The 11,949-nt window shown below is 66.9% G+C and carries 14 protein-coding genes and 1 tRNA gene; 8 read left to right on the forward strand and 7 right to left on the reverse strand.

Annotation, left to right across the window (positions count from 1 at the left end; translation table 11 throughout):
* Positions 1-31 precede the first annotated feature (31 nt).
* Genes rfbA through G6N61_RS13820 form a run of 3 tightly spaced genes read left to right on the forward strand, consistent with a single transcriptional unit; the run spans position 32 to position 2,802 of the window.
* Positions 32-901 carry a glucose-1-phosphate thymidylyltransferase RfbA gene (gene rfbA, locus G6N61_RS13810; RefSeq protein ID WP_163919043.1) on the forward strand — a complete coding sequence of 290 codons (870 nt, stop codon included), beginning with the start codon at positions 32-34 and terminating at the stop codon, positions 899-901.
* Positions 902-922: 21 nt separating this feature from the next.
* Complete coding sequence (locus G6N61_RS13815; RefSeq protein ID WP_163919044.1) at positions 923-1,831, forward strand: SDR family oxidoreductase; 909 nt, start codon at positions 923-925, stop codon at positions 1,829-1,831.
* Positions 1,828-2,802: an endonuclease/exonuclease/phosphatase family protein gene (locus tag G6N61_RS13820; RefSeq protein ID WP_163919045.1), complete on the forward strand. Its 975-nt coding sequence runs from the start codon at positions 1,828-1,830 to the stop codon at positions 2,800-2,802. The genes G6N61_RS13815 and G6N61_RS13820 overlap by 4 nt, the downstream gene beginning before the upstream one ends.
* A gap of 7 nt (positions 2,803-2,809) precedes the next feature.
* Here the strand turns inward: G6N61_RS13820 and G6N61_RS13825 are convergent, their stop codons facing one another.
* Complete coding sequence (locus G6N61_RS13825; RefSeq protein WP_163919046.1) at positions 2,810-4,495, reverse strand: PE-PPE domain-containing protein; 1,686 nt, start codon at positions 4,493-4,495, stop codon at positions 2,810-2,812.
* A gap of 157 nt (positions 4,496-4,652) precedes the next feature.
* Between G6N61_RS13825 and G6N61_RS13830 the strand changes: the two genes are divergently transcribed.
* The 4 genes from G6N61_RS13830 (at position 4,653) to G6N61_RS13845 (ending at position 7,400) form a co-directional block, all read left to right on the forward strand.
* Positions 4,653-5,354 (forward strand): YciI family protein, encoded by a 702-nt coding sequence (locus G6N61_RS13830; protein WP_163919047.1) that lies wholly within the window; start codon positions 4,653-4,655, stop codon positions 5,352-5,354.
* Positions 5,355-5,364: 10 nt separating this feature from the next.
* Positions 5,365-6,582, forward strand: coding sequence for an RNA polymerase sigma factor (locus G6N61_RS13835; protein WP_163919048.1), 1,218 nt, complete (start codon positions 5,365-5,367; stop codon positions 6,580-6,582).
* 122 nt (positions 6,583-6,704) lie between these two features.
* Positions 6,705-6,875: a hypothetical protein gene (locus G6N61_RS13840; RefSeq protein ID WP_163919049.1), complete on the forward strand. Its 171-nt coding sequence runs from the start codon at positions 6,705-6,707 to the stop codon at positions 6,873-6,875.
* Positions 6,876-6,974: 99 nt separating this feature from the next.
* Positions 6,975-7,400, forward strand: coding sequence for an SEC-C domain-containing protein (locus tag G6N61_RS13845; RefSeq protein ID WP_163919050.1), 426 nt, complete (start codon positions 6,975-6,977; stop codon positions 7,398-7,400).
* 10 nt (positions 7,401-7,410) lie between these two features.
* On the opposite strand, the gene G6N61_RS13850 is transcribed toward G6N61_RS13845, so the two are convergent.
* Positions 7,411-8,094: a M15 family metallopeptidase gene (locus G6N61_RS13850; protein ID WP_170314466.1), complete on the reverse strand. Its 684-nt coding sequence runs from the start codon at positions 8,092-8,094 to the stop codon at positions 7,411-7,413.
* Between the two features lie 61 nt (positions 8,095-8,155).
* On the opposite strand from G6N61_RS13850, the gene G6N61_RS13855 reads away from it, so the two are divergent.
* Positions 8,156-9,118, forward strand: a complete 963-nt coding sequence (locus tag G6N61_RS13855; protein ID WP_163919052.1) for an endonuclease/exonuclease/phosphatase family protein — start codon at positions 8,156-8,158, stop codon at positions 9,116-9,118.
* A gap of 80 nt (positions 9,119-9,198) precedes the next feature.
* On the opposite strand, the gene rplA is transcribed toward G6N61_RS13855, so the two are convergent.
* The 5 genes from rplA to G6N61_RS13880 form a co-directional block, all read right to left on the reverse strand.
* The gene (rplA, locus tag G6N61_RS13860; protein ID WP_163919053.1) at positions 9,199-9,906 is read right to left on the reverse strand and encodes a 50S ribosomal protein L1; all 708 of its coding nucleotides are present in this window, start codon (positions 9,904-9,906) and stop codon (positions 9,199-9,201) included.
* Between the two features lie 87 nt (positions 9,907-9,993).
* On the reverse strand, positions 9,994-10,422 hold the full coding sequence (gene rplK / locus G6N61_RS13865; RefSeq protein ID WP_163919054.1) for a 50S ribosomal protein L11: 429 nt from the start codon (positions 10,420-10,422) through the stop codon (positions 9,994-9,996).
* 54 nt (positions 10,423-10,476) lie between these two features.
* A complete protein-coding gene (gene nusG, locus G6N61_RS13870) occupies positions 10,477-11,331 on the reverse strand; it encodes a transcription termination/antitermination protein NusG (protein WP_163919055.1) in 855 nt (284 codons plus the stop codon).
* Between the two features lie 48 nt (positions 11,332-11,379).
* Entirely contained in the window at positions 11,380-11,790 is a 411-nt protein-coding gene (gene secE, locus G6N61_RS13875) for a preprotein translocase subunit SecE (RefSeq protein ID WP_163919056.1), read from the reverse strand.
* A gap of 79 nt (positions 11,791-11,869) precedes the next feature.
* Positions 11,870-11,942 (reverse strand) — tRNA-Trp (locus tag G6N61_RS13880).
* Between the last annotated feature and the right edge of the window lie 7 nt (positions 11,943-11,949).

An 11,949-nucleotide genomic window follows, 5' to 3' on the forward strand; every position in this document is an offset into this window, starting at 1 on the left:
GTTTCCCCCCGACCTATGCCACGATGACTCCGTGCGGGGGATCATCTTGGCCGGGGGTTCGGGGACCCGACTGCATCCGATCACGCTGGGAACGTCGAAGCAGATGATCCCGGTCTACGACAAGCCGATGGTCTACTACCCGTTGTCCACGCTGATGCTCGCCGGAATTCAGGACATCCTCGTGATCACGACCCCGCACGACGCTGCGAGCTTCCAACGACTGCTCGGCGACGGGTCTCGATTCGGAATCTCCATCACCTTCGCGACGCAGTCCTCGCCGGACGGACTCGCGCGGGCGTTCACCATCGGTTCCGACTTCATCGGGACGGAGAAGGTTGCGCTCGTCCTGGGTGACAACCTCCTCTACGGACCGGGGCTGGGCACTCAACTGAAGCGCTTCACCGACGTCGACGGCGGGGCGATCTTCGCCTACTGGGTTGCCGAACCGTCGGCCTACGGCGTGGTCGACTTCGACGCGAGCGGTCTGGTGACCTCGATCGAGGAGAAGCCCAAGAACCCCAGAAGCAACTACGCGGTGCCGGGTCTCTACTTCTACGACAACGACGTGATCGCAATTGCTCGCGACTTGGCGCCCAGCGCCAGAGGTGAATACGAGATCACCGACGTCAACCGGGAGTACCTGCGGCAAGGCCGACTCGGGGTCGAGGTGCTGCCGCGGGGGACCGCGTGGTTGGACACCGGCACGTTCGACCAGATGACCGATGCCGCCGACTTCGTCCGCACCATGGAGCGGCGAACCGGACTCAAGATCGGCGTACCCGAGGAGATCGGCTGGCGGCAGGGCTTTCTGACCGACGACGAGCTGCGTGCGCGTGCTGCGGAGTCGACGAAGTCCGGCTACGGCGCGTACCTACTGGAGCTGTTGGAAAGGGGTCGGTGATCGTGCGGCCAGTGACCGACGGTGGCCGGTGACCTCCCACCTCGCAAGACCCTGGTCGTCGGTGCGGGAGGGCAACTCGGCCGGGCGCTGCGCGTGGCCCACGAAGGCTCGGCACACGTCGAGTTCGCAGAGCGCGCCGACATCGACCTGACGTCCGGCTCGCTCGTCGACGCCCGCCGCTGGACCGACTACGACACCATCGTCAACGCCGCGGCCTACACCGCCGTCGACGCGGCGGAGACGCCGGAAGGCCGTGCGTCGGCCTGGGCAGTCAACGTCGCAGGCACCACCGCACTGGCGCGTATCGCCACCGAGCACGCCATCACGTTGATTCACGTGTCGAGCGACTACGTGTTCGACGGCACCGCCACGCGGGCCTACACCGAGGACGACCCCGTCGCACCGCTGAGCGTGTACGGGCAGACGAAGGCGGCCGCCGACTACGTGGTCGCAACGGTCCCCCACCACTACGTCGTGCGCACGTCCTGGGTCATCGGCGACGGTCGGAACTTCGTCTCGACCATGTTGTCGCTGGCGGAGCGCGGCATCGACCCCGCCGTCGTCGACGACCAACGGGGCCGGCTCACCTTCACCACCGACTTGGCCCGTGCCATCGGGTACCTCGCTCGAAGGCGCGCGCCGTACGGCGTCTACAACGTGACCGGAGCAGGCGCGACGACGACCTGGGCCGACGTCGCTCGCTCCACCTTCGCGCTCGCCGGCCACGATCCGAGTCGTGTCACCGGCGTCAGCACGCGGGACTACTTCGCGCGGGCCTCAGGCCCCGTCGCCCCACGGCCGGGGAACAGCGAGTTGGACCTGGCCAAGATCACCGCTGCGGGTTTCACGCCTGCGAAAGCCGATACGGCACTGGCAGATTACGTCGAACGATACGTCGAGGGCCGCGCGTCCTCGGGCGGCGAGGCATGAGACGTCGCGGAACCGCGGGGCGGATGATCGCCACCGTCGTCGGCGTGCTGTCGATGATCATCGCAGGCGCTGCGCTGGCCATCCGGTACGCACCCCTGCCCACGCAGCCGCTGGTGTTCGCTTCGGTCGCGGCACCGTTCCTCGCCATCGCGGCGCCAGTGGCACTGGTCGTGTTGTCGCTCGCTCGGCGTTGGGCGCTCAGCGCAGTGGCCGCGATCCTCACCGTCATCACCATCGCGGTGCAGGTGCCGCTGTACGTGGCCGACCCACCCCCCGAGTCGTCGGTCACCGTCCGCGTGATGACCATCAACATGCTCTACGGGCGTGCCAACGCGGCGTCGATCGTCGCGACCGCGAGTCGACAAGCCGACGTCCTGATGGTCCAGGAACTGACCCCGGAAGCACTTCGGCGACTGCAGCAGGCGGGCGTCGATCGAGCGTTTCCGCACCACGCGATCGAGCCTCGCCCCATGGCCGCGGGGGCAGGCATCTTCAGCAGGCATCCGATCTCGGGGTCCGCTCCGATCTCCGGGTTGCAACGAGCCATGGTCACGACGCGTCTCGAAATCGACGGTGTGCGAACCGATCCCATCGTCGCTGCGGTACATCTGGACTCACCGTGGCCACGCCCGATCGAGGGATGGCATCGGGACTTCGACGCCTTCCCGGGCGTCTTGACCACACTCGCGGCGCAGGCAGGCGGGGGCTCCGTCATCATCGCGGGCGACTTCAACGCGACGGTCGACATGCGTCCGTTTCGCCGCCTGCTGAAAGACGGCTACCGCGACGCCTCCGAGCAGGCGGGCGCGGGGCGGCAGTTCACCTTTCCGAGCAATCGGCGTTTCCCACCGGTCATGGGCCTCGACCATGTGCTCACCCGAAACGCCACTGGCGTCTCGACCGCGACGATCACCATTCCGGGCACCGACCACCGGGCGTTGGTGGCCACCGTGCTGGTTCCTCGCGGTTGATACTCGCTCAGGCGGCCTTCTTGTCCTCCGAGCCGGCGGTGCTGCCGTCGTCGCCGTCCTTGGAGTCATCGGACTTGGACGGCTCGGACCTCTGCGGCTCGGACTTCTGCGGCTCGGACTGTTCGCTCGCATCCTTCTCGTCGTCCTTGGTGACAGCGGACGTGTCCTTGACGTCGTCGCCCTTCGAGTCGGCTTCCTCGTCGTGCTTGGTGCCGGCGGCATCGTCGACCGTCGCGTCGTCCTCGACGGCCTCGTGCGCCGGCGTCTGGTCGTTGCCGTTCGTCTCGGACTGCTCGACCGGACTCGCTTCGACGACTGGCTCGGTCGACGGTGCTGCACTCGCCACCGAGGAAGTCGGCGTGCCTTCGGCGGGTGCCTCCGGTGTCGACTTCCTCACCGATGACAGTTCCGTGACGGTTGCTCCTGCCATCACCTCGGCAACCTCCGCTTCCTCGACGCCTTGCGGCGCAATCGAACGCGCGGCCAACGTGGATGCCGTCTCGGTGAGCGGCGCAGGCGTAGAAAGGGTGGGGCCACCGTTGATGGCGTCCTGGATGCCCTGGATCACCGCGGCGACCAACTTCACGCCGACCGCGCCCCAGTTCTGGAACGGGTTGAACGGCAGAATCGACAGTGGCGTCGGGGTGCCGGGGTTGCCCGACCAGTCGTAACCCAGGTCGGCGAGCACCTTGTACGCCGGGGAGATCAGGTCGACGATCGGCTTGACCAGTGGCTTCAACGCACCCGGCGTCAGGGACATCACCAGGTTCATGATCGGCAACGACGTCGCAGGGATCATGATGTATTCGTTGCCGGCGCTGTCGAGACGGCAGTTCACTCCGAGGTTGCACTCCAGGTGAGGCGCCAACGTCGCCGGCGTGTAGCCGTACGGCAGGGTGTCGGTGGGGCCGTTGCCGTTCGGTGACAGGTACTCACCGTGCACGTTGTCGAACGCGGCGATGGCGTTGAGCATCGCGAACGGGTTCCCCCAGTACCGCGGCGCGTAGACCACGGGGTCGTATTCGAAGCCGAAGGTCGTCGTCTTGATGTTGGGATCGACCGGCATGGGCGGCCCGAGGGTCACGTCCAGGATGGGGACGTACCGCAGGAAGCCGAGCCGCTGCCACAGGCCGCCGTCGGGGTTCTCGATGCCACCGATGGTGACGACGTCGAGCCGGGCCTTCTGTTCTTCGGTCAGTCCGTATTCGTTGAGCGTCGTGGAGACGACGTCGCCGCCCTGGGAATACCCGAAGACGACGATGTCGCGCACGCCGGGAGTGCCCGGGGTGGCGAACGCGGCGTCCAGAGCGGTCGAGAGCCCCAACACGCCCTTGTCGACGGAAACGTCCCATTTGTCGCAGCCGTCGGGACCGGACCGGCACCAGGACGGAAAGATCTTCAGTGGCCAGAACGAGGCCGGGTAGTCGATGCCCACCAACGTGGGGTCGGGGCTGCCCTCCGCGACCGTTCCGCAATTCGCTTCGCTGTTGCATGCGGTGCCCTGCATGTACCAGTCGCGGGCGTTCTCCAAGTAATCCGAGACGGTGTTGCCGTTCGGGGTGCCAGTGCCCGGAACGAGGAGGCCGATGGCACCGAAGGCGAGGGCAGCCGAGAAGGCGGAGCCGATGGTGAGGGCGATCGAACCGAGCAACGCGATGAAGGCGAGAACGACCGCCTTGGCTGTCTGACGCATCCGTCAACGGTTACACCCGTGCGCCCGTCGAGGTGACGAAAACGGCGAGAGTTCACCGACGATTTTTCGCGGGGCGTGTCCGATCCGTCCGCGTCGGTTCGTCGTAGGTGTAGAGAGTGAGGCGCAGGGTCTCGCTCGCTGATCGGAGGTACGACACATGCACTACTTCGCACTGCTGCTGGGCCCGGAGCCGACCGAGCAGCCCGACGCCGCCACCGAAGCCGCGATCATGCGTGCGTACGTGGAGTTTCACGCCGCCGCCGGCCCCGCGCTCCGCGCCGGCGATGCCCTCACCTCGGCAGCGTCGGCGGTGCGCATCACCGGCGGACCCGACGCACCAACCGTCACCGACGGGCCCTTCGCCGAGGGCGCCGAGGTGGCAGGCGGGTACTACGTCATGCAGGCCGAGAACCTCGACGACGCCCTGGAGCTGGCTCGTCAGATCCCCGCGTGCGCGTCCGGCGGAGTCGAGGTGTGGCCCATGGTGGAGTGGAACCAGCCGGCCGATCGGATCCGTGACGACTGGCTCGCACTTCTCCTCGAACCGGCCGAGACGGCGTACGCGCCCGACTCCGACGAGTGGGTCAGCGGGGCCCGTCAGCACGAGGAGTTCGGCAAGACCGTTGGTGACCACATCCTTGCCGGTGCTGCGCTGCATCCGCCGAGCACCGCTACGACGGTTCGGGTCCGAGACGGGCGAGCGACCTTCACCGACGGGCCGTACGCAGAGGGAGCCGAGGTGGCCAACGGCTTCTACGTCCTGCGCGCCGCCGACCGCAACGAAGCGGTGAAGTTGGCGTCGATGATTCCTGCGACGGCGGTCGAGCTGCGACGTCTCGCCGACGTCGGGGGCCTCTGACCGGAGGCGAATGACTGAGCTAGACGGCGTCTTTCGGCGGGAGTGGGGTCCGGCCGTCGCGGCGATCGCTCGGTGGTCTGGCGATCTCGACGTCGCCGAGGACGCCGTTGCGGAGGCCTTTGCCGAGGCGTTGCGAACCTGGCCGCGTGACGGCCCACCGGAGCGTCCGGGCGCGTGGGTGATCAGCGTGGCGCGCAACCGTGCACTGGACCGGATGCGACGCGAGTCGACGAGGCCGCGCCGGGAGGTCGAAGCGGCGCTCGACGGAAGGTGGGCGGCGATGGACTCGGCGGAGGTTCACCCCGTCCGCGACGACGAACTGCGGATGATGTTTACCTGCGCGCACCCGGCCTTGGAACCGGCGTCCCAGCTGGCATTGACACTTCGCTTGATCTCGGGGCTCACTGTGCCGCAGATCGCCCGCGCACTGCTGCAGTCCGAAGATGCCGTCGCGCGCCGTATCTCGCGGGCCAAGGGCAAGATCCGAGGCGCGCGCATACCGCTGCGCGTGCCTCCGCTCGAACTGCTGCCCGAACGCACCCCGCAGGTCCTGGCATGCATCTACTCGGTCTTCACCGAGGGCTACTGGTCGACGGCCGGTCCGTCGGCGATACGTGACGACCTGTGCGACGAAGGCGTTCGACTTGCCGACGAGCTGTGCACGCTCGTACCGGACTCTTGCGATGCGCAGGCACTCTCGGCACTCGTACTGCTACACGACTCGCGTCGCGCGACGCGTGTGGACGCCACCGGTGCACTGGTGCCCCTGGACGAACAGGACCGCGCTCGCTGGGACCGCGAACGGATGACCCGCGGGCTGAGCCGCCTGCGGCGAGCCGAGGGTGCGGCGGGCACCTACCTGCCGCAGGCAGTGATCGCGGCCGCGCACGCGACGGCGCCGACGTGGAATGACACCGACTGGGGTCTGATCTGCAAGGCGTACGACCGCGTGGTGGACCTGACGGGTTCGCCTGTCGCGCAGGCGAACCGCGCGTTGGCAATCGGATTCCGGGACGGGTATCGGGCAGGACTGCGGGCGCTCGACGAGGTGTCCGGTGATCCGCGCCTCGCACGGTCGTCGTCGACGGCCGCGATCCGCGCAGATCTGTTGAGGCGCTCGGGCCGGTTCACCGAGGCGGCCGAGGCGTATCGAGCTGCGCTTCGACTCGACGGATCGGAGCCGGCACGGGCGTTCTTGGCGCGGCGGTTGGTGGAGTGTGGTGGCTGAGACCCTTTGATGGCGATCTGCGACGCACGACGAGGGTTTCCCCCGATTCCCATGTCGGAGGCGTCCTCTACCGTCGTGGACATGGAGCTGCCATCGCGGCTCGATCGTTCTGGGGGGAACTCGTGTTGGTGCGACTGTACGGATCGTCGATTGGCTTGTTGACGTCGTGGGTGTTCATTGGCCGCGGGTCGAAGCCGTTCGTGGATGACGACGGCGCCTGCTCCATCTGCGATCACCCGTTCGGCGACTCGATGCACTTCTGCATCGGTGCCGATCTGCGCAAGGCCGGCTGACCGCTGAGGAACTAGCCCGTTCACTATTGCGACCGGCCACCAAGACTGGCACCATCTGTTGATCCGCGCGGGGGTGCGGCTTCATGTATTGGGGGATACATGTTTGCGAACCGAGACGACGAGCAGCTGGTAGCGACACTCGAACGCATGGCACTGGGGGAACTCGTTGCACTGCAACGGGTCCTGCACGATGAGCTTCGAACGGGTCGGCCGACCACGACGAAGCTCGCCAAGGCCGCTGGCGCCCACAGCATCGAGGTAGCCGTCTGGCTGCGCTTCCACGCGAATCACACGGAGGCGGCGAAACTGGCGATGCTGCTGGGTGCGCTTGCAGTGTCGATTGCGTGGATGACCTATCGCGAGACACCCGCTCCGGACACGACGCTGCGGCAGGCGATGACCATCATCGAGGAGGGTCGCGTCTACATGCTGCCGATCCCCCGGACGGATCCATGCTTCTGCGGGAGTCGTGCCACCTTCAAGAGCTGCCACGGCATGCCCCCCGTGGCCGCGACCGCGATGTAGCCGCGAGCCGTCACGCCACCGGTACGTCGAGGATCGGCCGCGGCTCCTTCGCTCCCGGTCCGTCGAAGTGCCACCACTCACCGGGGTACACCGCGAAACCGCCTGCCTCCATGCCCTTTCGGAGTACCTCACGGTTCGCCTGCTGTTCCGACGTCACGTCGTCGATGGCATACGCCAGGCTGCGCGGCGAGAAGTCGTCGAAGTCCGTGCCCATGTCCACCAGCCAGCCGTAGTGGCCGTCGGCGAGCGTGACGTCCACCGAGCGTCCCGCCTCGTGGCTGCGCGCGAACTCACTCGGGCGGGCCACCCAGTTCGGGTTCGGCACCGCGTCGAACATCCGCACCTGGACGTCGTGTGGTCGGTAGCAATCCCAGAACACGAGTCGCAGGCCCTGCTCGCGAAACTTGGCGGCCGCAATCTCGAGACCACCTGCGAGCGACTCGTGCACCAGGCACCGCGCGTCGGCCGGGTACAGCGCGACGCCGACGAAGTTGTTGGTCGTGGCGTACCGCAGATCGATGCGGGCATCGGGAACGATCGAGCGCACGTCGACCAAGCCCGCGGCGCGCGCCTGCGGCGACACGGGCGGAGGTTCGGCTCCAGCCGGCGGCACACTGATCATCGCGGCGCACACTACGCCCAATACGCTCAAGCTCCACCTGACGGGCACGGCCACGCACCGAGTCTGCAACATCCCACCTCTCAGCCGCATTCGGGATACTCGCAATGCCGACACCACCCACCGAAGGGGAAGCTTGAGCAACGCCCGCCTACTGGTCACCATCCTCGGCTTCGGGTTCGCCGTCATCGCCGCCGTCGCGCTCACGGTCCGGTTCACCCCCGTACCGAGCCATCCCGTGCTCTACCTCGTCGTCGCGTCGCCCTACCTCATCCCGGCCGGGCCGCTCGCCGTCGCACTGTTCGCGTGGGGCCATCGCTGGGTGTTCGCGGTCGTGGCCGCCGCCCTCTCGGTCGCGCTCGTCGTCGCGCAACTGCCGTGGTTCGTCCACACCGACACCCACGCAGACCACGTACCACTGCGTGCCATGACCATCAACATGCTGTACGGACGTGCCGATCCGGTCGCGATCGTTCGTGCCGCCGACGTGCAGGCCGACGTCGTCATGGTTCAGGAATTCACGCAGGAAGCTGCAGACGGCCTGGCGGCGGCAGGAATCCGGCAGACCTTCCCGTACGAGTTCCTCGATGCCCGACCGGAGGCCACCGGAATCGGCCTCTACAGTCGCTACCCGATCACGCAGCAGGAACGGATCGGCCGCCATGCCCTCCCGATGGTGAGCGCGCGCATCCGCGTCGTCGGCGTCGCCCGCGACACCACGGTCGTCTCGGTTCACCTCGCCGCGCCGTGGCCGCAGCCCATCGACGACTGGAAGAAGGACCTCGCGGAGTTTCCGGCCACCCTCGCCGACGTCGCCGATCAGGCGGACGGGGGCGCCGTCCTGGTCGGCGGAGACTTCAACGCCACCACCGACATGCGACCATTCCGCGATCTACTCGCGAACGGATACCGCGACGCCGCGGAGCAGGCGGGCACGGGATTCGTTCGCACGTACCCCGCGAACCGTCGCATTCCGTCGTTCATGGGCATCGACCACGTCTTGACCCTCGACTGCACTGCGGTGTCGGCGCACACCCTCGAACTACCGGGTACCGACCACCGCGCCTTCGTGACCACGGTTCAGTTGCCCCGCGACTGACCCTCCGTACGCAAAACCCCCGCCACGCGAGCGTGGCGGGGGTCCGGTGCGTCGAGACGCGAAGGGCTGGGCTTGGGGGCCTACGCCTCCGCGAAGTTGCGGGTGACCGCCGGATCGACCGGGATGCCCGGGCCGGTGGTCGTCGAGACGGTGACCTTCTTCAGGTACCGACCCTTCGACGACGCGGGCTTGGCGCGCAGGACCTCGTCGAGTGCTGCGCCGTAGTTCTCGGCGAGCTTGGTCTCGTCGAACGAGGCCTTGCCGATGACGAAGTGCAGGTTGGCCTGCTTGTCGACGCGGAAGTTGATCTTGCCGCCCTTGATGTCCTGAACCGCCTTGGTGACGTCCGGCGTCACCGTGCCCGTCTTCGGGTTGGGCATCAGGCCACGCGGGCCCAGGATGCGGGCAATGCGTCCGACCTTGGCCATCTGATCCGGCGTCGCGATCGCGGCGTCGAAGTCGAGGAAACCACCCTGGATCTTCTCGATCAGGTCGTCGCTACCCACCTCGTCGGCGCCGGCAGCCAGAGCGGCCTCGGCCTTGTCACCCACGGCGAACACGATCACGCGGGCGGTCTTGCCGGTGCCGTGCGGCAGGTTGACGGTGCCGCGCACCATCTGGTCGGCCTTGCGAGGATCGACGCCGAGCCGGATCGCGACCTCGACAGTGGCGTCCTGCTTCTTCGACGACGTCTCCTTGGCCAGCTTGGCGGCCTGCAGGGGCGTGTACAGATTGTCGCGGTCCACCTTCTCGGCGGCTTCGCGGTATGCCTTGCTCGTCTTGCTCATCGAATATCCAATCGTTGTGTTGGAGCCGTGGTCAGCGGACCGAAGCTGGCCCTCCCACGCCTTCTGTGGGTACTGCTAATACTCGTACTACTTGACCGTGATGCCCATGGACCGCGCAGTGCCGGCGATGATCTTGGCAGCCTGGTCGATGTCGTTCGCGTTGAGGTCTTCCTTCTTGGTCTCGGCGATCTCGCGCACCTGATCCCAGGTCACCGAGGCGACCTTGGTCTTGTGCGGCTCGCCGGAACCCTTCTGGACGCCAGCTGCCTTGAGCAGCAGCTTGGCGGCAGGCGGAGTCTTCAGCTGGAACGTGAAGGTGCGGTCCTCGTAGACCGTGATCTCCACGGGGATGACGTTGCCGCGCTGCGACTCGGTCGCCGCGTTGTACGCCTTGCAGAACTCCATGATGTTGACGCCGTGCTGGCCGAGCGCGGGACCAACGGGCGGTGCGGGGTTGGCCGCACCGGCCTGGATCTGCAGCTTGATCAGCCCAGTGACCTTCTTCTTCTTGGGCATGCGAGTGGTGTTCCTTCTCTTCTTCTGGGGTCTTCTGTTGGGGCCGGGCGCCGGTTAGATCTTGGCGACCTGGGTGAACGTCAGCTCGACGGGTGTCTCACGACCGAAGATCGACACCAGCACCTTGAGCTTCTGCTGCTCGGCGTTGACCTCGCTGATCGAGGCAGGCAGCGTCGCGAACGGGCCGTCCATGACGGTGACCGACTCGCCGACCTCGAAGTCGACGAGGATCTCGGGACGCTCGAGCGTCGCCTCGGACGAGGCGGCTGCGGACGTCGACGCGGCCTTGCCGGGCTTCTTCGCCGCGGCCGGGGGCAGCAGGAACTTCACGACGTCGTCGAGCGACAGCGGTGAGGGCTTCGAGGTGGCGCCGACGAAGCCGGTGACACCAGGGGTGTTGCGCACCGCGGACCACGACTCGTCGGTGAGTTCCATGCGCACCAGGATGTAACCGGGCAGCACCTTGCGATTGACCTGCTTGCGCTGGCCGTTCTTGATCTCGGTGACCTCTTCGGTCGGAACCTCGACCTGGAAGATGTAGTCGCCGACGTCGAGGTTCTGCACGCGGGTCTCGAGGTTGGCCTTCACCTTGTTCTCGTAACCGGCGTAGGAGTGGATCACGTACCAGTTGCCGGGCCGCCTACGCAGATCCTTCTTGAGGGTGACGGCGGGATCCTCGTCCTCGTCGACCTCGTCCTCGGCAGCGGTCGCGGGTTCGTCTGCCGACTGCTCGTCGGCCTCCACTGGGGCATCGTCGACGACGTCGGCAACCTCGGCAACAGCCTCACCCGTGGACGACTCCAGTGATTCCGCAGTTCTACTGGCAATCACCGTCGTGGGGTCCGCCGCGGCGATGCGCGCGTCGGACACAGCCGAAGCCGAAGGCGTGTCGCCCTCGAAGGAAGTCACGTGTCAGTCCTCTCTCAAAACTATTCAGCCCATCGCGTGGGGTTCGGGTCAGCCGAACATCAGGCCGATGAGCCTGGCGAAGCCGGTGTCGACTCCGAAGATGAGCGCCACCATGAAGGCCAGGAAGACCAGCACGACGGTGGTGTAGCTGACCATCTGCTTGCGGTTCGGCCAGATCACCTTGCGAAGTTCGGCGACGACCTGCTTCAGGTAGTTGAAGACGAACGCGATGGGGTTGCGCCCCGGGCCGTCCTTCTTCGTGGTCTTCGGCTTCTTGCCGTCGCCATTCTTGGTCGTGCCAGTCTCGGTGACGGGCGTGGTGTCACCCGTGACCTCGCGTCGCGTCCGCTTGCCAGTCGGCCGCTGCGGAGTCACCACGGCGGTCTTGCCGCTGTCAGCCTTGGCGGTCTCGTCGGTGCCGTCGCCTGCGGAGCCGGCACTGTCGCGCTCGTCGCTCACCGCATGCTCCCTCTATTGGATTTCGTGTTCATCGGGTGGTCACCTTCCAGTGTCCACGCCTGTCGAGTATTCAATTGAGCAGGGGCGACAGGACTTGAACCTGCAACCTGCGGTTTTGGAGACCGCTGCTCTGCCAGTTGAGCTACGCCCCTTCGCGGT

The sequence above is a fragment of the Mycolicibacterium arabiense genome (assembly GCF_010731815.2).
Lineage (GTDB): Bacteria > Actinomycetota > Actinomycetes > Mycobacteriales > Mycobacteriaceae > Mycobacterium > Mycobacterium arabiense.